At 73.9% G+C, this 19932-nt stretch carries 23 protein-coding genes; 12 read left to right on the top strand and 11 right to left on the bottom strand.

Annotation, left to right across the window (positions count from 1 at the left end):
• Nucleotides 1–63: 63 nt before the first annotated feature.
• A complete protein-coding gene (locus D1J60_RS37855) occupies nucleotides 64–204 on the bottom strand; it encodes a hypothetical protein (protein ID WP_164720810.1) in 141 nt (46 codons plus the stop codon).
• Between the two features lie 133 nt (nucleotides 205–337).
• Here D1J60_RS37855 and D1J60_RS37850 point away from each other — a divergent pair, with 133 nt between their 5' ends.
• A complete protein-coding gene (locus tag D1J60_RS37850; RefSeq protein ID WP_125594732.1) occupies nucleotides 338–517 on the top strand; it encodes a hypothetical protein in 180 nt (59 codons plus the stop codon).
• Nucleotides 518–962: 445 nt separating this feature from the next.
• On the top strand, nucleotides 963–1733 hold the full coding sequence (locus D1J60_RS01580; RefSeq protein WP_125819815.1) for a CAP domain-containing protein: 771 nt from the start codon (nucleotides 963–965) through the stop codon (nucleotides 1731–1733).
• 46 nt (nucleotides 1734–1779) lie between these two features.
• Here D1J60_RS01580 and D1J60_RS01575 read toward each other — a convergent pair whose 3' ends face one another.
• The gene (locus tag D1J60_RS01575; RefSeq protein WP_125819814.1) at nucleotides 1780–2877 is read right to left on the bottom strand and encodes a hypothetical protein; all 1098 of its coding nucleotides are present in this window, start codon (nucleotides 2875–2877) and stop codon (nucleotides 1780–1782) included.
• 76 nt (nucleotides 2878–2953) lie between these two features.
• The gene (locus tag D1J60_RS01570; RefSeq protein ID WP_125594735.1) at nucleotides 2954–3190 is read right to left on the bottom strand and encodes a chaplin; all 237 of its coding nucleotides are present in this window, start codon (nucleotides 3188–3190) and stop codon (nucleotides 2954–2956) included.
• A 246-nt stretch (nucleotides 3191–3436) separates the two neighbouring features.
• On the opposite strand from D1J60_RS01570, the gene D1J60_RS01565 reads away from it, so the two are divergent.
• Complete coding sequence (locus tag D1J60_RS01565) at nucleotides 3437–4324, top strand: TIGR03619 family F420-dependent LLM class oxidoreductase (RefSeq protein ID WP_125819813.1); 888 nt, start codon at nucleotides 3437–3439, stop codon at nucleotides 4322–4324.
• Nucleotides 4325–4576: 252 nt separating this feature from the next.
• Here the strand turns inward: D1J60_RS01565 and D1J60_RS01560 are convergent, their stop codons facing one another.
• Complete coding sequence (locus tag D1J60_RS01560; RefSeq protein ID WP_125594737.1) at nucleotides 4577–5026, bottom strand: SRPBCC family protein; 450 nt, start codon at nucleotides 5024–5026, stop codon at nucleotides 4577–4579.
• A 210-nt stretch (nucleotides 5027–5236) separates the two neighbouring features.
• Between D1J60_RS01560 and D1J60_RS01555 the strand changes: the two genes are divergently transcribed.
• Nucleotides 5237–6289, top strand: coding sequence for a mechanosensitive ion channel domain-containing protein (locus D1J60_RS01555; RefSeq protein WP_125819812.1), 1053 nt, complete (start codon nucleotides 5237–5239; stop codon nucleotides 6287–6289).
• Here the strand turns inward: D1J60_RS01555 and D1J60_RS01550 are convergent.
• Both D1J60_RS01550 and D1J60_RS01545 read right to left on the bottom strand, forming a co-directional pair.
• The gene (locus D1J60_RS01550; RefSeq protein WP_125819811.1) at nucleotides 6273–7112 is read right to left on the bottom strand and encodes a hypothetical protein; all 840 of its coding nucleotides are present in this window, start codon (nucleotides 7110–7112) and stop codon (nucleotides 6273–6275) included. The two genes, D1J60_RS01555 and D1J60_RS01550, sit on opposite strands and share 17 nt — an antisense overlap.
• A 145-nt stretch (nucleotides 7113–7257) precedes the next feature.
• Complete coding sequence (locus D1J60_RS01545) at nucleotides 7258–7776, bottom strand: hypothetical protein (protein ID WP_125819810.1); 519 nt, start codon at nucleotides 7774–7776, stop codon at nucleotides 7258–7260.
• A 152-nt stretch (nucleotides 7777–7928) separates the two neighbouring features.
• Here D1J60_RS01545 and D1J60_RS01540 point away from each other — a divergent pair, with 152 nt between their 5' ends.
• From D1J60_RS01540 to D1J60_RS01525, 4 genes are all read left to right on the top strand, one after another.
• Nucleotides 7929–8801, top strand: coding sequence for a DMT family transporter (locus D1J60_RS01540; RefSeq protein WP_125819809.1), 873 nt, complete (start codon nucleotides 7929–7931; stop codon nucleotides 8799–8801).
• Between the two features lie 108 nt (nucleotides 8802–8909).
• Entirely contained in the window at nucleotides 8910–9746 is an 837-nt protein-coding gene (locus D1J60_RS01535) for a hypothetical protein (RefSeq protein WP_125819808.1), read from the top strand.
• Between the two features lie 124 nt (nucleotides 9747–9870).
• Complete coding sequence (locus D1J60_RS01530; RefSeq protein WP_125819807.1) at nucleotides 9871–10695, top strand: DUF1206 domain-containing protein; 825 nt, start codon at nucleotides 9871–9873, stop codon at nucleotides 10693–10695.
• Nucleotides 10696–10820: 125 nt separating this feature from the next.
• A complete protein-coding gene (locus D1J60_RS01525) occupies nucleotides 10821–11057 on the top strand; it encodes a hypothetical protein (protein ID WP_125594743.1) in 237 nt (78 codons plus the stop codon).
• Nucleotides 11058–11117: 60 nt separating this feature from the next.
• On the opposite strand, the gene D1J60_RS01520 is transcribed toward D1J60_RS01525, so the two are convergent.
• From D1J60_RS01520 to D1J60_RS01505, 4 genes are all read right to left on the bottom strand, one after another.
• On the bottom strand, nucleotides 11118–11360 hold the full coding sequence (locus tag D1J60_RS01520) for a protealysin inhibitor emfourin (protein WP_125594744.1): 243 nt from the start codon (nucleotides 11358–11360) through the stop codon (nucleotides 11118–11120).
• Between the two features lie 174 nt (nucleotides 11361–11534).
• Complete coding sequence (locus tag D1J60_RS01515) at nucleotides 11535–12362, bottom strand: class I SAM-dependent methyltransferase (protein ID WP_125819806.1); 828 nt, start codon at nucleotides 12360–12362, stop codon at nucleotides 11535–11537.
• A gap of 122 nt (nucleotides 12363–12484) precedes the next feature.
• On the bottom strand, nucleotides 12485–13318 hold the full coding sequence (locus D1J60_RS01510; RefSeq protein ID WP_125819805.1) for a class I SAM-dependent methyltransferase: 834 nt from the start codon (nucleotides 13316–13318) through the stop codon (nucleotides 12485–12487).
• Nucleotides 13319–13583: 265 nt separating this feature from the next.
• Complete coding sequence (locus D1J60_RS01505) at nucleotides 13584–14627, bottom strand: helix-turn-helix domain-containing protein (RefSeq protein ID WP_125819804.1); 1044 nt, start codon at nucleotides 14625–14627, stop codon at nucleotides 13584–13586.
• A 119-nt stretch (nucleotides 14628–14746) separates the two neighbouring features.
• On the opposite strand from D1J60_RS01505, the gene D1J60_RS01500 reads away from it, so the two are divergent.
• Both D1J60_RS01500 and D1J60_RS01495 read left to right on the top strand, forming a co-directional pair.
• A complete protein-coding gene (locus D1J60_RS01500; protein WP_125819803.1) occupies nucleotides 14747–15649 on the top strand; it encodes an alpha/beta hydrolase in 903 nt (300 codons plus the stop codon).
• Nucleotides 15650–15818: 169 nt separating this feature from the next.
• The gene (locus D1J60_RS01495; protein WP_347147203.1) at nucleotides 15819–16919 is read left to right on the top strand and encodes a serine hydrolase domain-containing protein; all 1101 of its coding nucleotides are present in this window, start codon (nucleotides 15819–15821) and stop codon (nucleotides 16917–16919) included.
• Nucleotides 16920–16939: 20 nt separating this feature from the next.
• On the opposite strand, the gene D1J60_RS01490 is transcribed toward D1J60_RS01495, so the two are convergent.
• Nucleotides 16940–17335 carry a hypothetical protein gene (locus D1J60_RS01490; protein ID WP_125819802.1) on the bottom strand — a complete coding sequence of 132 codons (396 nt, stop codon included), beginning with the start codon at nucleotides 17333–17335 and terminating at the stop codon, nucleotides 16940–16942.
• Between the two features lie 140 nt (nucleotides 17336–17475).
• On the opposite strand from D1J60_RS01490, the gene sigJ reads away from it, so the two are divergent.
• Together sigJ and D1J60_RS01480 are read left to right on the top strand one after the other, a co-directional pair.
• Nucleotides 17476–18378: an RNA polymerase sigma factor SigJ gene (sigJ, locus tag D1J60_RS01485; RefSeq protein ID WP_125819801.1), complete on the top strand. Its 903-nt coding sequence runs from the start codon at nucleotides 17476–17478 to the stop codon at nucleotides 18376–18378.
• Between the two features lie 88 nt (nucleotides 18379–18466).
• Entirely contained in the window at nucleotides 18467–19903 is a 1437-nt protein-coding gene (locus D1J60_RS01480; RefSeq protein WP_125819800.1) for an amino acid permease, read from the top strand.
• The last annotated feature ends 29 nt before the right edge of the window (nucleotides 19904–19932 follow it).

The raw sequence follows: 19932 nt of genomic DNA, 5'->3' as shown, positions 1-19932 counted from the left end.
AATCGCCGTCGTCGCACTGACCGGAGCCCGCGGCTCGCACGGTGCGAGCTGCGGCGGCAGCAGTCACAGCTCCAGCTCCAGCTCCCACTCGGGTTCGAGCAGCAGCACCAGTGGTGGCGGCACCGACAGCAGCAGCACGACCGGCAGCACCAGCACCGGCACGAGCAGCGGCACCAGCTCCAGCACCACCACGGGTTCCGTCACGGGGGGTTCCCGGGACAAGGCCGAGCGCGACATCCGGATCGACGGGTGCAAGCTGGACAGCAGCGGCAAGAACCTGGTCGCCAAGCTCACCGTCACCAACAGCGGTTCGCTGGACTACACCTACAACATCACGATGAAGTTCCGTGGCGACGCCACCTCCACCGCGGTCCCCGCCACGGCCATGGTGAGCAGCCTGAAGGTCAAGGCGGGCGCGTCCCAGCCGGCCGAGGCCACCACTCCCTACTTCGGCAAGACCAACGGCACCGAGTACAAGGAGTGCGTCGTCGTCAGCGCGTCGAAGAGCTCCTTCTGACGCGGGACGCGGGCGTTCACCGCGGAGCCCCGCACACCGTCGGCCGACGGTGTGCGGGGCTCCGCGGTTTCGTGACATGCGACACACGGCCCGCGCCGGTCCGGCGGGGTCGCACGGCGCGATTCACGGGGGCACATTTCGTTATTTGTCCATGTTTCGCGTGGACATGCCGCACTCCGCCTGGAACGGAATTGCAGACTCCTGTTTCGCCCCTCCCAACGTTCCTGACGGGAGGTGGTTCTAGCGGCGCGTCAGCTGTGCCGGAGAGGCCCCCCGAGGGGGTCATGCACGATCTTCCCGCCCTTTCAAGCCGGAGCCCGGGGCACTCGCGCGTCCGGCCCACGCCGGCTTGCCATGCCCCTGCGGCCCTTCTAAGAATGGCGACTCCTCCGGCGCCCCAGCGGTCCGGCGCCGGGAGCTTCGCGATCACCGAGTGAGGTCCCGCATGAAGAAGCACCGCAAGAAGACGCACCACAGGAAAATAGCCGTCGCCGTCGGGGCGCTCGCCGCCGTGGCCGTCCCCACCGCCGCCATGGCGTGCCTGGACACCCAGGACGCCGGCCGCGCCCGGCCCGCCGCGGCGCGGCTGGAAATCCCCTCCGACCCGGCCGCAGCCCCGCTCCCGGAGCAGGCCCCGGTTCCGGCCGCCGCGCCCGCGCAGCCCGTCGCCGAGGCTCCGGCCCCCGCGGCGCCCGCCGCCGAGGAGCCGGCCGCACGGCCCGCCGACCCGGTCGTCGAGGCCGCGCCGCCCGTCCGCCCGCGGCAGCCCCGGCCGGAGCCCGTGGAAGCCTCCGCGGCGCCCGCCGCTCCCGCCGCGCCGCAGGCCGCCGGCGCGCTCCCCGAAGCGCAGGCCAAGGTCCTCGAACTCGTCAACCAGGCGCGCGCCGCGGCAGGCTGCCCCGCGCTCACCGTCAACGAGAAGCTCACCAAGGCCGCGCAGGACCACAGCGCCGACATGGCCGCGCACCGCAACATGTCCCACACCGGGTCCGACGGTTCGGACGCCGGCCAGCGCATCACCCGTGCGGGGTACCAGTGGCGGACCTACGGCGAGAACGTCGCCTACGGGTACAGCAGCCCCGAGCAGGTCATGGAGGGCTGGATGAACAGCCCCGGCCACCGGCGGAACATCCTCGACTGCTCGTACAAGGAGATCGGCATCGGCCTCGCCCAGCCCGGTCAGTACTGGACGCAGGACTTCGGCGCGACGCGCTGACCCGCGCGCACGCCGTCGCTCACACGCCGTCGGCCCGGGGCACCCGTCAGTACGCGGGGTCCTGGCCCGGCGTGCGGCCGCCCTGGGCGGCCGTGATCAGGGCCGGCGCGAGGTTCTCGTTCCGCATCCGCTGGTCCACGTACAGCAGGGAGACCACCAGCTGCGGGTACCCCAGCTGGAACAGCGCGCTGACCACGGTGCCGAGCAGCAGGCAGACGAGGTACACGACGAACCCGATGACCATCGTGGCGGATATCCCGTCACCGGCGCCCGAGTCCAGCATGGCGGGGAAGAGCGCGAGGACGCCGACGAGGCCGAACGGCATCTGGATGGCGTAACCGCCGGCCATTCCCACGGCGTGCGCGAGCAGGATGACGCCGAAGACGCGCCACCAGCTGCCCTTCACCAGGGCGGCCGACCGCCGCAGCGCGGCCACGGGGCGGAGGTCCTCGAACACCGCCGCGGCCGGTGCGAGGCTGAACCGGACGCCGAGCCATACCGCCACGGGTATCCAGCACAGGCCCGCCAGGACCAGAAGGAACACGCCGGCCGGCGTCGCGGACCCGTCCCAGGCCATGATCGTCAGCGGGATGCCGACCGCGTAGACCAGGACGGCCGGCCCGCCCGCGATCAGCCCGGTCAGGGAAACGGCGCCGAGTACCGAGGGCAGCCGGGACCAGGTGCGGCGCCACATGTCACGGAAGGTCGCGGTGCGGCCGAGCGCGGCCTCCTGCACCACCGCGGGGCACAGCGCGCCGACCGCCGCGGTGCCCAGCAGCATCACGAGCACCAGGATGACGCCGGCCGGCAGCAGGGCCAGCAACACGGCGGCCACGTCGGAGCTGTCCGCGTGCGCGTCCGAGTCGACGGCGAAGACCTCGGCGAAGCTGTCGCTCGCCGCCGTGACACCGATCACGAGCGCCGCGATGACCAGCAGGAACCCGACGCCCTGTACCGCGAGCATGACGCCGACCAGCGGCTTCCAGTACTGGCGGAAGGCCTTGAACGCGCCGCCGACCATCTCGCCGGGGCCGAGCGGCCGCAGGGGTATGACCCCCGGCTGCGGGGGCGGCTGGATCCAGCCGCCTCCCCACTGCGGCCCGTACTGCTGCGGGTGTTGTCCCCGTCCCGCGTTGTGCGACATCCCTGTTCCCCCCTTGTGAGCTGGAGGAACACGGTAGCCCCTCGCACCCCGGGGCGGGGTGCGAGGGGTCCGGGGATCAGGTGTTGATGCAGGTGTTGCCGGCCGCCGGGTTGAGCACGCCGATGATGTTGATCGAGTTGCCGCACACGTTGATCGGGATGTGCACCGGCACCTGGACGACGTTGCCGGACAGCACGCCCGGGGAGCCGACGGCTACGCCCTCGGCGTGGGCGTCGGCGACGGCGGTGCCGCCGGCGCCGAGGATTCCGGCCGCGGCCAGGACGGTGGCGGCGATCGCAGTTCGAATACGCATGTCACTCCAGAGTCGATGACGGTACGTCGAGACGTCGAGACGTCGAAGCAGGATCACACCGCCTCCGGGGGCCTCCCGCCCGGCATTCACCTGACCAACGGCGTGTTACGGCGCCGGCAGCGACCGGCGCCGCCCGAACGGGTGGCGAGGAGGCGGGGGAGGGACGCCTCGGGCCAGAGGCGTTGTGTCACGTGTCACGTGTGGCGCCTTTGGGCCCCGGGTCCGCGCGGCGGCCACGATGGGGCCATGGAGATAGGCATCGCACTGCCCCAGTACGGCACTCACGCGCAGGCCGCCCGCATCGCCGGCTTCGCGCGCGACGCGGAGCACGCCGGGTTCGACTCGCTCTGGGTGGGGGACCGGTCGCTGACCCCGGTCGAGCCCAGCGACATCTACCCGGGCCACACGCCCGAGAACCCGTACCCGCCGGAGTACCGGACCTTCCTCGACCCGCTCACCGTCCTGACCGTCGCCGCCACCGCGACCCACCGCGCCCGTCTCGGCACGAGCACCCTCAACGCGCCGTGGTATCCGCCCCTGTTGCTCGCGCGCACCCTCACCTCGCTGGACCAGGTGAGCGGCGGCAGGCTGGACGCCGGCTTCGGGATCGGCTGGCTGCGCGACGAATACACGGCCGTCAACGCCGACTTCGGCCGGCGCGGCGAACGGCTCGAGGAGATCCTCGACGTCCTCCAGGGCATCTGGGCCGAGGAGGAGTTCGGGCACGAGGGCGCCCACTGGCGCATTCCGCGCGCCCACGTCGGCCTGCGCCCGGTCCAGCGGCCGCACCCGCCCGTGTACTTGGGCGGCTTCTCACCCGCCGCGATGCGCCGGGTCGGCCGCCGCGCGGACGGCTGGGTCGGCGCCGTCCTGCCGGCCGCGGCACTCGCCGGACTCTGGGCCGTCGCCCGGCGGGCCGCCGAGGAAGCCGGCCGCGACCCCGACGCGCTGCGCCGCAACATCCGCTTCAACGCCAAGCCGGGCACCTCGTACGAGGAGGCCGCGGCGGTCCTCGCCGGGATCCGGGAGACGGGCGCCGACAGCTGCTTCGTCGACTTCCAGCAGTGCGTGCGGGAACCGGAGGAGGCGCTGGAGCTTGGCATCAAGGTCCTTGACCGGGTACGCGCCGGCTAGGCCGTGTCTTTCGGATCGTGCGGGGCCGTTCGTGGGGCCCGGCCGCGTGTCGTATAGTTGATCTCGAGCCCGCCGCCGCGGAACACGGCGCACGGGACGATGCGTTGGTGGTCCAAGGAAAGACACCCCACTTCCCGTGGGGGAATGCAGGTGCAAGGCCTGCCCAGCGCTCGGACGAAGGCCCCGGCCTCCTCACGGAGACCGGGGCCTTCCTGCTGCCCCGGCCGGCGCGCGCCGCTCCCCGGCCGCGGTTCAGACCTCTCCCCGCCAGGCACCCGTCTCGACGCCGCGCGCCTCGATGAACAGCTTGAACCGCTTCAGGTCGCCGGCGACCTGGCGCTTGACGAAGCCGAGCTTGTCGGCCGCCGCCTCGGCCAGCCCATCGGGCGCCCAGTTCATGTGCAGGACGACCTTGGTGGTGCTCGCGTCGATCGGCTGGAACGTGACCAGCCCCGCCTGGCGGGCCTCCCCGTCCACCGTCATCCACGCGACGCGCTGGTCCGGGAGCTGCTCGGTGATCCGCGCGTCGAACTCGCGCTGCACACCGTTGACGTTCGTCACCCAGTGCGTGAGGGTGTCCGACCGCTGCTCCACACGTTCCACCCCCTCCATGAAGGCGGGGAAGTCCTCGAACTGCGTCCACTGGTTGTAGGCCGTACGCAGCGGAACGTTGACCTCGACGTACTCCTCGACGTGCGACATGTGACCCCTTTCGTGTGCCGGGCAGCCCCGCACCCTCGGTGCCGATCACCGCTTCCGGACGTTCACGGCCCCGCTACCCCCCTTCGCGGTGCGCATGCGCCGCCCCCGGAGCCCAAGACGCGAGGGTGTCGGCCGTCCCCGCCGGGGCAGGGGGGTGGAGGTCCGGGGCGTTGTCGCCGTCCGACCGTCCACACCCGCAGAGGAGCCGCATTGAACGCCGCCGTCCGCCCGCTGACCGTCCTGGGAGCCGCGATACTCCTGACAGCCGCCGCAGGCTGGGCCGTCGACCTGCTGCTGCGCCGGGCCGACGCGCGGCACCCCGAGACACCCCTGTGGCACGCGCTGCGCCGCTGCCGGCCCGCCCTCCAGATCGTGCTGCTGGCCGCGCTGCTCAGAGGCGCCCACCGGCAGACCGCGTGGCGCCCGCTCCAGGAGCACGAGGCCGCCGTCGGCCGGATCCTCTCGCTCGCGCTGATCGGGGCCGGCGCCTGGCTGATCGTCGGCGTGACCTCGGCCGTCGTCGAATCCGGGTACGCCCGCTACGCGACCGGCACCCGCGACCCGGCCCGGGTGCGCCGCGTCCGCACCCAGGTGTCCCTGATCATGCGGGTCGTGACCGCCGTCGTGGTCGTCGTGGCCGTCGCGGCGATGCTCCTGACCTTCCCCAGCTTCCGGGCGCTGGGCACCTCCGTGCTCGCCTCCGCAGGGATCATCGGCATCGTCGCGGGCGTCGCCGCCCAGTCCACGCTGGGCAACATCTTCGCCGGGTTCCAGATCGCCTTCGGGGACATGGTGCGCATCGGGGACACCGTCGTGGTCGCGGGCGAATGGGGCGTGGTGGAGGACATCACCCTGACGTTCCTCGCCGTCCGGACCTGGGACGAGCGGCGGATCACCATGCCCGTCTCGTACTTCACCACCCGCCCCTTCGAGAACTGGTCCCGGGGCGGCGTCCAGATGACCGGAACCGTCTTCGTCCACTGCGACCACAGCGCGCCCGTGGACCTCATCCGCGGCAAGGTCCGCGAGATCCTGGACGGGTGCCCGGAGTGGGACGGGCGCGGCTGGGACGTCGCCGTCACCGAGACGACGCCCTCGGCCATGGTGGTGCGCGCGATCGTCACGGCCAAGGACGCCGACGACCTGTGGACGGTCCGCTGCGCGGTGCGGGAGCAACTCGTGGCGTGGCTCTCGGAGAAGCACCCGGAGGCCCTGCCCCGCGTCCTCCTCGCACCGCCGCCCGAACTCAGGCCGGGTAGGTGAAGGAGCCCAGCGGCGGGGCGGCGAGGATCACCCGCCCGGCGCCGGGGCGTTCGGTGAAGGCCCGGGCCTCGGCGGCCCGCCGGCGCCGCTCGTCCCGGTCGTCGGCGTGCCGGGCGTCGCGCCGCGCGTGGGAGTAGTCCCACGTGTCGTCGATGAGGCCGAGGGCGGTGTTGCCCGAGCTGCGCCCGAACTCGGCCTTCACGGCCGCCTCCTGGAGGGCGGTCTGGGTGGCGGCGAGGTCGATGCGGGTGATCAGGACGCCCGGCGTGTCCGGTTGCCGGGTCGGCATGGGGACCTGGGCCAGCGGCGACACCCCGGTGTCGAGGCGGTCGATGTTGTCGACCGTCGCGTCCTGGGCGTCCCGCACCGCGGCCCGCATCTCCCGGTGCAGCCAGAAGAACTCGTCGAGGTCGGCCTCGGTGAGGCGTATCCGCTGGTACAGGGCGCGGAAGCGGGGATCGTGGTGCAGCGGCAGGACGGGGCCGGCGTGCAGGGCCACGCAGTCGTTGTACCCGGCCGCCACCGCGGCGTCGAGGTGGTGGAGCACCGGCTCCGCCTGTCCGCGCGTGAGGGCGAGCCCGGCGAGGCCCGCGTGGGCCGCGGCCGCCAGCCAGGCGGCGGCGGGCCCCAGGGCCGTGGCACGCGCGACGACGTCCTGGAGCCCCGCGGCGACGTCGACGCGCAGCGGGACGCCGAAGAGGCCGCTCGCGAGCGAGGAGAGGAAGTCCTGCGGCGGCGGCGCCGCGGCGGCCGCGCTGTCGGCCAGGTGTGCCACCAACAGCTCGTGAACACGGGCGGCCAGTGAGTTGACGGTGTCGGCCATGGATCTCCTCGGACGTCGGTGGTGAAGATCGGCGTGATGCGGCTACAGCATCGCCGACGCCCCCGCCGCCGGGCGACCGGCCCCGACCCCTCCGATTCCCCACACCCCGTCACCTCGTCCGCCACGCCGCGTTACTGACGTACCGTCATGCAACCGCCCAGGGCTGGATGGCCAGGGCCCACACTCCCCACATCGGTACGGACACCAGCGCGGCGAGCACGTCCCGCCGGCACCGCTCCAGCCGGCGTCCGGCCCGCTCGGTCAGCCGCCCCCGGCGCAGCGCCCGCCTCGCGGTCCCGTGCGCGGCCTCGCGCACCGCGCAGAGCGCGGAGGGGAAGGCAGCCAGGGTCACGACGAGCCAGCCGGTGACCTGGTTCCGGGGCAGGAACACGCCGCCGACGACCACGGCGACGGTGATCAGGAACCAGGACGCGGCCTGGAAGCCCAGGAGGGGGACGGCTTGCTCCCAGACGGGTTCGGCCCCTCGTGCGATCCGGCCGGGCCGGGCGCGCTCGACCCTGTCCAGGGCCTCCTCCCACTGCGCCAGGGCCGCCGCGGCCGCCGCGCGGTCCCCGCGTTCGGACACCAGCAGCGGGCCGAGCATGATCACGCGTTCGGCCCTTCGGACGGGGCTCTTCGACGGCTGGTGCGGCGTGCTGCTCATCCCACGGCTTCCGGTTCGGCTTCGGCTGCCCAGCATGATGCCGTGTCCCGCATCCGGGCGCGGGCCCCGCCCCCGGCGCTGGAGGCGGGGCGGTGGACCCGTACGGGGGAACGGGCGGCGCCGAGCGGGTCCCGTCCGGTGAGGATCGGGGCATGGGCTTCCTCCTTCCGGTCCTCTTCGCGCTGTTCGCCGCGTTCAGCAACGCCCTCGCCACGGTCCTCCAGCGGCGGGCCTCGCTCACCGTGCCGCAGAGCGACGGCTTCCGGTTCGGGCTCGTCCTCGACCTGCTGCGGCGGCCGCTGTGGATCGCCGGGATCCTGGCGGTGATCGCGGCCGGGGTCGGCCAGGCCCTCGCGCTGGCGACGGGCGCGCTGGCCCTCGTACAACCCCTGTTCGTGCTGGAGCTGCCGCTCGCCCTGCTCATCGCCTCGCTCCTGGCCCGCAGCTCGCTGCCGGGCGCCCTCTGGCTGGCGGTCGCGGGGGTGGTCGCCGGGCTCGGGGTCGTGCTCCTGGCCGCCGCACCCACCGGGAACCGGACCCACGTCCCCTTCGACCGCTGGGCCCTGGCCCTGCCGGCCTGCGCGGCGGCGGTGGCCGTACTGGCCGTCACCGGACTGCGGCGGCCACCCGGCCGGGCGCGGGCCGGATGCCTCGGCGCGGCCACCGCCGTCTGCTACGCGCTGACGGCCGCACTGATGAAGTCCGCCGTACACGTGCTCCAGGACGGCGGCACCGTCGCCTTCCTGACGGCCTGGGAGACGTACGCCTTCGGCGCGAGCGGCGTCTGCGCCCTGCTGCTCCTCGAACACGCCATGCAGGGCGGACCGCTGGTCGCCTCGCAGCCCGCGCTGACCCTCGGTGACGCCGGCGTCGGCATCGCCCTGGGGGTCCTGCTGTACGAGGAGCACCTGCGGGCCGGCTGGTGGCTGGTCCCGCAGCTCCTGGGCCTGGCCCTGATCTGCGCCGGGGTCCTGGTCCTGGCCAGGACCGAGACCCCGGCGGAGCCCTGCGCGGCGTCCCGTTGAGCCGCCCCGGCCGGACCGGCCGACCGTTCAAGATCCGTTAGGGTGTTCGACGTCCGCGCCGGGCTGCTCCCGCCGCGGGAGGCACACGCAGCATCCGGGGGACGAGAAGTGAGCACCACCAGGCCGCAGCCGGCGCGCGCGGGGTCCGAAGGACTCCTCAGCCCGGTGAACGAGTTCTTCCGCACCGTCATGGGCGACCACGCCCCCGGACCGGACGAGCGGCCCGACGACCGGCTCATAGGCACCCTGCAGGTCATCCGGACCCTCCTCGGGATGATCGCCGCCGTGTGGATCGTCCTGGCCTACCCGCTGAGTTCGGGCCGGCAGGACTTCGTCATCGGCAAGCTCGTCGAACTCGGACTCGCCTGCGGGATCCTGCTGGCGGGAAGCATCCTCGGCATCAGCGCATTCCTCGTCGCCGGCACCCCGGACCGGCGCCGCGCCTTCGCCCGCCGCCTGTGGGGACCGGTCGCCTACATGCTCGCGCTCGCCCTGGGCCCGGCACTGGTCTGGCTCTCCCTCACCACCGTCAGGGGGGACCTCGCGAGCGAGACCGACGTGGTGGACTTCTTCTCCGGGATCTTCGGCCGCGGCATCCTGTGCTCCCTGGTCAGCTTCCTCGTCGCGGCCGTCGGCTGGCTGCTCGCCCTCGCGCTGCTGATCGCCTCGATCCCGTACACGATCCTCGCCGCCTACGTCTGCGTGGCCTCCTGCTTCCGGGCCTCGGACGTCCACCAGCTGCTCCCGGCACTGCTCTCGCCGCTGCTGGTGTGGTCGCTGTTCGCCTTCCAGCTCTTCAACGGCCCCGACGTCGCCGCGCCCCCCGAGGTGCTGTACACCTTCCTGCTCGGCGGCCCCCTCTCGGTGACCGCGCTCTCCGCCTGGGAGGTGTGGCGCCTGCGCCGCCGCCACGGGATCACCCTGCGCGGCGCGCTGGGCCGCTGACCCGACCGGGCGTCGAGCGACCCGCCACGCAGCGTCACCCCCGCGGCCACCCGGGACAACCGCTCCGTACGGGGCAGACGTCCGGAAGGGAGCGCACCGGCGCTCCGGGACCGGAGAGGTGGCCATGCAGTCGACTTCTGGAGGGACCCCGGTCCAGGACGGCGCGCCGCGCACCGGGATCGTTGTCGCGGCCCGCGTGGGACTGGCCACCCGCGGGGTCCTGTACGTCCTGGTCGGCGCGATCGCGCTGCGCATCGCCTTCGGGGAGGACACCGGACGGCAGGCGGACCGCCAGGGGGCGCTCGCCGGGCTGGCCAGCGCCCCCCTGGGACGGGTGATGATCTGGGCCGTCGGCATCGGCCTGGTCGCGATGACCCTGTGGCGGCTCTCGGAGGCGGTCTTCGGCGGTGCCGGGCCCGACGGGAAGAAGGCCGGCAAACGGCTGGCGGGGGCCTTCCGGGCGGTGTTCTACGCCGTGGCTGCCGTGTCCGTCTTCGCCTTCGCGGCCGGGCAGGGCGGCGGCGGGTCCGGCGACGAGCAGTCGCGGGACGCCACCGCGAGCGTCCTGGAATGGCCCGGCGGCCGCTGGCTCGTGGCCCTGGCGGGACTGGGCGTGGCGGTGGGCGGAGTCGTGATCGCGGTGTCGGCGCTGCGGCGGAAGTTCCGCGACGACCTGGCGCTGCCCTCCTGGCCGGGATGGGTGAGGGGGGTCGTCGACGTCCTCGGGATCGGGGGCGGCCTGGCCCGGGGCGCCCTGTTCGCGGCGGCGGGCGGCTGCGCGTTCTACGCCGCCGTGGACTACGACCCCGACAAGGCCAAGGGCGTCGACGACACTCTGCGCGCCTTCGCCGGCACCCCGGCCGGACCGTGGCTGCTGGTGGCGGTGGCGGCGGGCCTGGTCCTGTTCGGCCTGTTCTCGTGGGCCGCGGCCGCCTGGCAGCGGGTCTGACACCCGCCGTGGTGCCCGCCGCCGCGGCCCCGCCCCACGGCCCGCGGTCGCCCGTACGCCGCCGATCGGCTCCCCGGGCCGTGTCGCCGCGCCCGTCACCGGTCACGGCGTGCAACCGTCTCCCCATGACCGAAGGCCTGACACCTCACCTCTCCCCGGCGCGCATCACCGTCCTGGGCGTCCAACCCGGAAATCCGCCGTTCCGGATCATCGAGCTCGACGGGGAGGTCGTCGGCCGGGCCGAGTCGATGACGGACGTGCTGCTGGTCGCCTCGGAAGCGGGGATCACCATCCACGACCTCGACGACCTGGACGAGGTCCGCTGGGTCGGGGGCGGCAAGTTCACCTGGTCCCCGCACTGACGGACCGCGTCCCTGAGCCGGCCGTCCGTCCGCGCGGACGGACGGCCGGCCGGGCGGCGGTCAGGCCCCTTCGCCGAGGACGGTACGGATGAGCGCCCGCTGGTCGTCGGAGAGGCAGGGGTCCTGGACGTCGAGGACCTCGCCGTCGACGGTGATCCGGTAGTGGTATCCGTCCGCCACGGACGACAGGGCCCGGTGGGCGAGCTCCTCCAGCCGCGACGCGTCCTGCCGTCCCGCGGTGTCGAGCGCGCGGAGCTTCTCGGCTCCGGTGAAGCCGCCGGTGCGGGTGACCGTGATCAGCATGACCGTTCCTCCGGTTCCTGTGGGCCGGCGCGGGATCCGCGCGGGAGGCGGCGCACCGCCGCCCTGGACGCGGGTGCCCGCGATGCCGGCCCGTTCCCCCCGGACGGCGGGGAACGGCCGGAAAGCGTCGGCGCGGGGCCCGGAGGGAGTTCGACGACGGCCCGAAGACACGGCCTAGCGGCGGCCCCAGGCCGTGAGCATGCCGGGGCCGAGTTCGGCCAGGCCGGGGGAGTCCAGGTAAGCGAGGGCCTCGTCGAAGACGACCGGTTCGAGCCGGCCCGGGGCGAGCAGGTCCGTCCGCATCCGCTGCCAGGTCTCGCGCCAGAAGGCGGCGAGCGGAGTGCCCGGCCTCAGGGGCGGGCACACCAGCTCGGCGGCGACCTCGGCCAGACCGGCCGCGCGCAGGGTGTGCGGGTAGTCGAGCACGGCCGCGACGTCCGTGCCGATGGTCTCCGCGAGGGTGCGCCACATGGCGTCCAGGGTGCGCCGGTACGCGGAGTGCGCGTCGGCGGGACCGGGTACGTCCGCCGCGTCGCTGAGGACGAGGTACCCGCCGGGCCGCAGGCGTTTGGCGAGGCGGTCGACGAGGGCCCGGCGCCCGGGGAGGTGCATCAGCACGAAACGGGCGTGGACCAGGTCGAAGGAACCGAGCTCCGTCTCGTCGTCCAGCCGGTCCAGGTCCTCGGTGAGCACCCGGAGCCGGGGCCCCGCGAGCGGTGCCAGCATGGTGGTGTCGCGGTCCAGGGCGACGACCTCCTCGACCCCGGCCTCCTCGGCCAGCCACCGGGCGACCGTGCCCGTACCGGCACCGACCTCGAGGCACCGCCAGCCGGGGCCGACGCCGAGCGCGCGCAGCCGCCGCCGGGTGAGCGGGTCGTAGACGAGGGCGGCGTGGTCGATGCGCTCGCCCTCACCGGGCGCCTCGGGCCGGAACAGCGCCTCACCGTACCGGCCCGCGCGTCCCGGGTGCGCCGGGCGCTCCTCGGGGGATGCTGCTGCCACCGCGACTCCTTCCGCCGGACGGCCCCGTACCGCCCGGCTGAAGGATCGCCCGCGGGCCGCCGGGACACCGGCATTGGGCCGGTCGGCGGCGCGCCCCGGCACCGCCCCCGGCGCCCCCTCGCTCAGGCGGGGGCGCGCCGCGCGGTGAGCAGCAGGTACTCCCACTCCATGGACCCGTCCCGCAGGGCGCCGGCCGCCAGGGCGGCGAGGGCGTCGTCCAGGGCCGCGGTCCGCTCGGGATCGTCGGCGAGGTACCGGTAGACGGCGATCGTCGGCCCGTACGCGGCCTTGAAGAACTCCCGGAACTCCTCCGGCCCCCCGAAGGTGTCCACGCGCAGGGCCCGCCGGCGCGCCTCGACACCGGTGACGCGGTCGCCGAGCAGCTCCCGCACGTGCGCCTCGTTCCCCCACAGCGGGGGTGGCTGCGCCCCCGGCGGGGGCGGCGGGGCGTACGGCTTCATGGTGGCGAACATCTGCCCGATGAAGCCCTCCGGGGTCCAGCTGAGCAGCCCGATCGTCCCGCCGGGCCGGCAGACCCGTACCAGCTCGTCGGCGGTGGTCTGGTGGTGCGGGGCGAACATGACCCCGACGCAGGACATCACCGTGTCGAAGGCCCCGTCCCCGAAGGGCAGCGCCTCCGCGTCCGCCTCCTGCCAGCTCAGCACGACACCGCGTGCCTCGGCCTCCTTGCGTCCCACGGCCAGCAGCTCGGGCGTGAGGTCACAGGCCACCACGTCGCCGCCGGCCAGCGCGGCCGGGATCGAGGCGTTGCCCGACCCCGCGGCGACGTCCAGCACCCGGTCCCCGTCCTTCACCCCGCAGGCCTCGACCAGAGCGGGCCCGAGCCCCGCCACGACCTGGGTGGCGACCGCCGGGTAGTCGCCGAGGGCCCACATCGCCCGGTGCTTCGCCTTGAGCGCGCGGTCGGCCTCGCGCGCGTCCGCCGTCTCCGTCATGCCATCCGCCTCCCTCGTCCGTACGGTGCCGATGGCCTTCCTCCTTCGAGCATAGGAACCGGGCGGACGCCCGGCCCGGCGGCAGCGGGTACGCGTCCGCGCGGGTGGAACCCGGGTGAAAGGTGCCCGCCCATGCCCTCCACCCGCAACGCGCTTCCTCTTCGGCGACGTCGGCGACGACGACCTCGACGACGGACCGGGCACCAACACCGACAACGGCGTGACGCCGACGGGGTGCCGCTCCCGGGAACGGCACCGCGCGCCCTCACTCCGCGAGCAGCCGCCACGCGGCCAGCGCCAGCCCGGCCCGGCACAGCCCGGGCGCCCCGCTCAGGTCGAGCTCCAGGACCCGGCCGATCTGCTCGATCCTGCGCGCCACGCTGCTGTGGTGCAGGTGGAGCAGGTCGGCCGCCCGGCGCAGCGACCCCGTGGCGCAGTACGCGTTCAGCGTCTCCAGGTCCTCCGGGCTGCCGGCCAGCCGGGCCAGCGCCGCCACGTCGGGGTTGCCGCGCAGGACCTCCCGCGGCACCTCCGCCAGGAGCGCCAGCGCGCCCAACGCCGCGTAGCGGACGACGGGTTCGCGCGCGGTGGCGAACCGCAGGGCGGTACGGGCCTCCCGCCACGCCACGTCCGGCCGACCGGCCGCGCCGATGCCCGCGAAAACGCCCTCCGGGAACCGGTCCGGCTCCACGGCCGCGGCCAGGACGACGCCCACCCCGGCGACCACCGCCCCCTTCACCGGCCGCCCCGGACAGACCAGCGCGCCCACCCGGTCCAGCGGCATCCGCCCCGGCCGCACGGCGGCCACCCGCACCGGCGTACCGGCGGCGAAGCCCAGCAGCCGCAGCGCCCGGGCCCGGGCCGCGTCATCGGTACCGGCACCGATCACCAGCTCGACCAGGGCCGGATCCGCCATCGTGGTCCGGGCCGGCCCGTACCGTTCGACGGCGGCCGCGACGGCGATGGCCAGCCGCTCCAGCAGCACCTCGTCGAGCGGCCCGGCCGGCCCCGGCCGTTCCAGCCACACCGAGCCGATCTCCTCCTCGTCGAGGACGACCGGCACCGACCCGGACACCGGCGCGGGCGACGCCCCCCGCGGAGCCTCGCCGCCGTCCGGCGAGACACGGATCGTCCGGCCCGTCCCGTACAGCCGGATCCCGGCGGCGCACTCGGCCAGCCCCGCCGAGGCCCGGGCGAGCGCGGGCAGGTCCACCCGCCGGCGCATCAGCGTGTCGTAGAACGCGACGATGCGGAGCGCCCCGTCCACGTACGGATCGAGTCCCGACAGCCGTACGGCGAGTGCCTCCATGGCGCAAGCATAGAAGGCCCGCCCGGCCGGCAGGGGGCGCCGATCGGCGCGCGATCGGGCCCGGATGCCCGACGGACGGCGGGCGACCCGGCACCGCCCGCCCCGTGAGGATGTCCGTCATGGACCCCGAACTCGAAGCATTCGTACCCTTCTTCCCCAAGACCGACCTCGGCGACCCGGTCGCCGCCCGCAAGAGCTTCGCCGAACTGGCCTCCGCCATACCGGCACCCGATGCCGCGGACATGGAGGTCGAGGACCGCACCGTCGCCGCCGACCCCGACGTGGCCGTACGCGTCTACCGCCCGCACGGCGCCGAGGGCGCCGTCGTGTGGATGCGCGGCGGCGGATTCACCATGGGCGACCTCGACACCGAGCACCCCTGGGCCAGCCGCATCGCCGCCGGCTCCGGAGCCGTGGTGATCTCGGTGGACTACCGCCTCGCCCCCGAACACCCCTTCCCCGCCGCCCTGGACGACGCGTACGCCGTCCTCGCCTGGACCGTCGAGAACGCCGCCGGCCTCGGCATCGACCCGGCCCGCATCGCGGTCGGCGGCCACAGCGCCGGCGCCAACCTCGCGGCCGCGGTCGCCCTGCGGGCCCGCGACCACCACGGGCCGGCGATCCGCTTCCAGCTGCTCAACCAGCCGGGCCTCGACGACCGCCAGGAAAGCTGGTCGGCCCGGAACTTCACCGACACGCCCTGGTTCTACCGCGACAAGGCCACCGCCGGCTGGCGGCACTACCTGGGCCCCGGCCCCGGACCCGCGACCCCGTACGCCGCGCCGGCCCGGGCGACCGACCTGTCCGGCCTGCCCCCGGCCTACATCTCCACCGCGGAGTTCGACCCGAACCGCGACGAGGGCCTCGACTACGGGCTGCGCCTGCTCCGGGCGGGCGTACCGGTCGAGATCCACCAGTGGCCCGGCACCTTCCACGGTTCGCAGGCCCTCCTGTCCGCCGAGGTGTCCCAGCGCCAGAACGCCGAACTCGGCGCCGTCCTGCGCCGCGCCCTCGTCGGCTGAACCGTCCACCACCCCCGAAAGGAGCACCACCATGCCGACCCGACCGAAGAAGCTCCGCCTCGCCCTGTGCGCGGGCGCGGCCGTACTCACCACCGCCGCACCCGCCGTGGCGGCCCCCGCCCCGCACGGAACCACCACGACCGTGACCCCCGCGGAGCTGCGGGCCGCCATGGACGCCGTCCACCGGGCGGGCGTGCCCGGGGTGTACGGCGAGGTACGCGTCGCCGGCCGGACCTGGCGCGGCGCGTCCGGGGCCGCCGACGTCACGAGCGGCCGCCCCGTCACCGCGGACCTGCGCCACCGCGTCGGCAGCGTCACCAAGACCTTCACCGCCGTCGCCGTCATGCAGCAGGTCGAGCGGGGCCGGATCCGGCTCGACGCGCCGATCGGCGACCAACTCCCCGACCTGGTGCCGGGGGAGCGCGGCAGGAAGATCACCGTACGGATGCTCCTCAACCACACCAGCGGCCTCCCCGACTACATCCCCTACGCCTTCCCGTCCCTCCAGTCCGGCTCGCCCGCCAGCCTCGACGACAACCGCTTCCGGCGCTTCCGCCCCGCCGAACTGATCGAACTGGGCCTCGCGGCACCGCCCGCGGGCGAGCCCGGCGGCCCGACGGGCGCGTACTCCAACACCAACTACCTGCTGCTCGGCGAGCTCCTGGAACGGGTCACCGGCACCCCGGCACAGGAGTACATCACCCGTGACGTGATCCGGCGCGCCGGCCTGCGGCACACCGGATTCCCGTCCGGCCCGGACATCGAAGGACCCCACTCCCTCATGTACGAAGCCGCGTTCGGCCTCCTCGACCCGCCGCGCGACTACAGCGTCTACGACATGTCCTGGGCCGGGACGGGCGCCGCCCTGGTGTCGACCATGGCGGACCTCAACCGGTTCTACGCCCAGCTCCTCGACGGCAGGATCGTCAGCCGCGCCTCCCTGGAGCAGATGCAGCGCACCGTCCCCGTCGTCCGCACCCTGGACGGCACGACCACGACCATCCAGTACGGCCTGGGCCTCCACAAGGTCACCGTCCCGGGCTGCGGCACCTTCTGGGGCCACGACGGCTCGGTCTGGGGAGCCGGAACGATGTCCCTGACCCGCGCCGACGGCAGGCGCCAGATGTCCGTGGCCGTCAACCTCCAGCGGTGGAGCGCCCCGGACCCCACCGGCGGCCGGCCGCCGCACCCCATCGACGCAGCCCTGACCGAGCTCTACGGCGTAGCGATGTGCGACGGCACGAACACCGGCAGGCACGGCACCCCCTAGCCAGGGCCCCCGCCCCGCGGTCAGGCGGCCGGCGCCGTCCGGCCGCGGAGGCGGCCGGCCACCACCGAGTGCCCCAGCAGGAGGACGCTCAGGCCGAACATCAGCACGCCCAGCGGGACGTGCACGGACGCCACGCGCGCGATGCCCAGGACGACCTGCGCCGAGGCGAGCACCAGCATGCCGGCCGCGTACAGGACCGGTCTGACCGGCCCGCCGCCCGGACGCCACCCCAGGACCGCCGCCAGCACGTACAGCATCGACGCGGCGTACATCCCCCGCGCCCCGGCCCCGTGCAGCGCCTCCCCGTACTCCGTCGACAGCAGCAACCCCGCGGTCACCGCCTGGAAGAAGACCCCCGCGGTCTGCAAGGCCGCCGCGATCCGCATGAACGTCCCCGTCGCCGTCTGCTCGGGCATGGTGAGCCCCTCTCCTCCTGCGCGCCGACGGTGTACCGGGAACGCCCCGCCGTCTCGTCATGACGACGACGCAGCCCCCGAGGATGTGAGGTGACCCACCAACTCGCCCTCCACCAGGCCCTTTCGCCGAGGATGGCCCCATGACCACAGATCCGGCCCCGAGCGCGATCACGGCGGAGCACACCCGGCTGACCAACCTCGCCTACCGCTTCCTCGGCTCCCTGTCCGAGGCCGAGGACGCCGTCCAGGAGGCCTACACCCGCTGGTACGCCATGCCCCGGGAGAAGCGGGAGGCCGTGGAGTCGCCCGGAGCCTGGCTGACGACGGTGGCGAGCCGCGTCTGCCTCGACGTGCTCGGCTCCGCCCGCGCCCGGCGCGAGAGCTACGTCGGGCAGTGGGTTCCCGAGCCGCTGCCCGACCGCGCGGAATGGACGGACGCGCACGGCGGCCCCGGCGCCGACCCGGCCGACCGGATCACCCTCGACGAGTCGGTCGACATGGCCTTCCTCGTCGTACTGGAAGCGATGACCCCGGCCGAAAGGGTCGCGTTCATCCTCCACGACGTGTTCCGCTACCCCTTCGCCGACGTGGCCGGCATCCTCGGCCGCACCCCGGCGGCCTGCCGCCAGCTGGCGGCATCGGCCCGCCGCCGGGTCGGCCCGGCCCGCCCCCACCCGGGCCCGGCCGCCGGGCGGGCCCGCGTCATCAGGGACTTCAAACGGGCCTGGGAGGCCAAGGACGTCGCGGCCCTCGTCGGCCTCCTCGACCCCGGCGCCACGATGGTCGCCGACGGCGGCGGCCTGGTCGGCGCCGTGGCGCACCCGGTCGTGGGTGCGGACCGCATCGCCCGCTACCTCACCGACACCGGCGGCCGGTCCACACCCGGCATGACCCTCCTGGAACGGTCCGTCAACGGCCACCCGGGCCTGGTGGCCCGCTTCGGCACCACCACCGTCACCGTGGCCGCCTTCGCCCTCGAGGGCGACCGGATCACCCGCATCTGGGCGGTGCGCAACCCGGAGAAGCTCCGGACCTGGAACTGACGGGCGCCACTGCCGGAGCGCCTAGTTCCGCAAAGTTGGCGCTTCCGAGATGATGTGCGCCCGTCACCCCGGCCGAAAGGATCGGAGCATGGCCAGCCTGTGGTCAGGGCAAGGCGTACTGCGCCGCAAACCGATCGAGCACATCGAGGAGCCCGAAGGCGCGCCCAGCCAGCAGCTCACCCGCACCCTCGGCCTCTGGCAGCTCACCGCCATCGGCGTCGGCGGCATCATCGGCGCCGGCATCTTCACCCTCGCCGGGACCGTCGCCCACAGCGTCGCGGGCCCGGCGGTGCTGCTCTCCTTCCTCATCGCCGGCGTCGCCAGCGCCGCGGCCGCCTTCTCCTACGCCGAGTTCGCCGGCCTGATCCCGAAGGCCGGCTCCGCCTACACCTACGGATACGCCGTCCTCGGCGAGCTGGCCGGCTGGTTCATCGGCTGGGACCTGCTGCTGGAGTACACGGCCATCGTCGCGGTCGTCGCCATCGGCATCTCCGGCTACTTCAACTTCCTCCTGGAGGAGACCGGCGCCGCCCTCCCCACGTGGATGCTCGGCGCCCCCGGCACCGGCGAAGGACACCGCTTCGACCTCATCGCGGCGGTCCTGTGCCTGTTCACGGCCTACCTGCTCACCCTCGGCATCAAGAACGCCGCCCGTTTCGAGACGGTCGTGGTCGTCCTCAAGGTGCTGGTCGTCCTGCTCGTGATCGTCGTCGGCTTCTTCCACATCACGACCGACAACTACACGCCGTTCTTCCCGTTCGGCGTCGGCGGCGCCTTCACCGGAGCCGCCACCGTCTTCTTCGCGGTCTTCGGCTACGACGCCATGAGCACGGCGGCGGAGGAGTCCAAGGACGCCCAGCGGCACATGCCCAAGGCGATCCTCTACTCCCTCGCCATCGCCATGGTGCTGTACGTCCTGGCCTGCCTGGTCCTGACGGGCATGCAGAAGTACACCGACATCGACCCGGAGAGCGGATTCTCCAGCGCCTTCAAGGCGGCCGGGCTGCCGGTCGTCGCCGACATCATCGCGGTCGGGGCGATCATCGGCATCCTCACCGTCATGTTCACCTTCATGCTCGGCGTGACCCGCGTGTGGTTCTCCATGAGCCGTGACGGACTCCTGCCCGGCTGGTTCGCCAAGACCCACCCCACCCGCCACGTCCCGACCCGGGTCACCTGGATCGTCGGGGTCGCCTCGGCGGCCATCGCCGGCTTCGTACCGATCGGCGAGGCCGCGGAACTCACCAACATCGGCATCCTGCTCGCCTTCGCCGTCGTGTGCACCTCGGTCATCGTGCTCCGCTACAAGCGCCCCGACCTGCCCCGCACCTTCCGCACCCCGCTGATGCCCTTCACCCCCGCCGTCGGGGTCATCGCGTCGATCTGGCTCATCACCTACCTCCGCGTGGAGACCTGGCTCCGCTTCGTCCTCTGGTTCCTCATCGGCCTGGTCATCTACTTCGGCTACTCCTACCGCCACTCCAAGATGGCGGGGAGTACGGACCGGCCGGTGAGCGAGCGGTGAGCCGCCGGTGAGCGCTCCCCCCGAGAGTG

Source organism: Streptomyces sp. W1SF4, assembly GCF_003950035.1.
Taxonomy (GTDB): Bacteria; Actinomycetota; Actinomycetes; order Streptomycetales; family Streptomycetaceae; genus Streptomyces; species Streptomyces racemochromogenes.
This window is presented reverse-complemented; position numbering and strand designations above follow the sequence as displayed.

Excerpts from the sequence above, each read along its gene's own strand:
- D1J60_RS01495 (WP_347147203.1), top strand. The coding sequence starts at position 15,819 with ATGGACGCCGTCCACCGGGCGGGCGTGCCCGGGGTGTACGGCGAGGTA.
- D1J60_RS01565 (WP_125819813.1), top strand. The coding sequence starts at position 3,437 with ATGGAGATAGGCATCGCACTGCCCCAGTACGGCACTCACGCGCAGGCC.
- sigJ (WP_125819801.1), top strand. The coding sequence starts at position 17,476 with ATGACCACAGATCCGGCCCCGAGCGCGATCACGGCGGAGCACACCCGG.
- D1J60_RS01560 (WP_125594737.1), bottom strand. The coding sequence starts at position 5,026 with ATGTCGCACGTCGAGGAGTACGTCGAGGTCAACGTTCCGCTGCGTACG.
- D1J60_RS01570 (WP_125594735.1), bottom strand. The coding sequence starts at position 3,190 with ATGCGTATTCGAACTGCGATCGCCGCCACCGTCCTGGCCGCGGCCGGA.
- D1J60_RS01580 (WP_125819815.1), top strand. The coding sequence starts at position 963 with ATGAAGAAGCACCGCAAGAAGACGCACCACAGGAAAATAGCCGTCGCC.
- D1J60_RS01510 (WP_125819805.1), bottom strand. The coding sequence starts at position 13,318 with ATGACGGAGACGGCGGACGCGCGCGAGGCCGACCGCGCGCTCAAGGCG.
- D1J60_RS01575 (WP_125819814.1), bottom strand. The coding sequence starts at position 2,877 with ATGTCGCACAACGCGGGACGGGGACAACACCCGCAGCAGTACGGGCCG.
- D1J60_RS01505 (WP_125819804.1), bottom strand. The coding sequence starts at position 14,627 with ATGGAGGCACTCGCCGTACGGCTGTCGGGACTCGATCCGTACGTGGAC.
- D1J60_RS01540 (WP_125819809.1), top strand. The coding sequence starts at position 7,929 with ATGGGCTTCCTCCTTCCGGTCCTCTTCGCGCTGTTCGCCGCGTTCAGC.
- D1J60_RS01490 (WP_125819802.1), bottom strand. The coding sequence starts at position 17,335 with ATGCCCGAGCAGACGGCGACGGGGACGTTCATGCGGATCGCGGCGGCC.
- D1J60_RS01550 (WP_125819811.1), bottom strand. The coding sequence starts at position 7,112 with ATGGCCGACACCGTCAACTCACTGGCCGCCCGTGTTCACGAGCTGTTG.
- D1J60_RS37850 (WP_125594732.1), top strand. The coding sequence starts at position 338 with ATGAAGTTCCGTGGCGACGCCACCTCCACCGCGGTCCCCGCCACGGCC.
- D1J60_RS01525 (WP_125594743.1), top strand. The coding sequence starts at position 10,821 with ATGACCGAAGGCCTGACACCTCACCTCTCCCCGGCGCGCATCACCGTC.
- D1J60_RS01500 (WP_125819803.1), top strand. The coding sequence starts at position 14,747 with ATGGACCCCGAACTCGAAGCATTCGTACCCTTCTTCCCCAAGACCGAC.
- D1J60_RS01530 (WP_125819807.1), top strand. The coding sequence starts at position 9,871 with ATGCAGTCGACTTCTGGAGGGACCCCGGTCCAGGACGGCGCGCCGCGC.
- D1J60_RS01480 (WP_125819800.1), top strand. The coding sequence starts at position 18,467 with ATGGCCAGCCTGTGGTCAGGGCAAGGCGTACTGCGCCGCAAACCGATC.
- D1J60_RS01545 (WP_125819810.1), bottom strand. The coding sequence starts at position 7,776 with ATGAGCAGCACGCCGCACCAGCCGTCGAAGAGCCCCGTCCGAAGGGCC.
- D1J60_RS01520 (WP_125594744.1), bottom strand. The coding sequence starts at position 11,360 with ATGCTGATCACGGTCACCCGCACCGGCGGCTTCACCGGAGCCGAGAAG.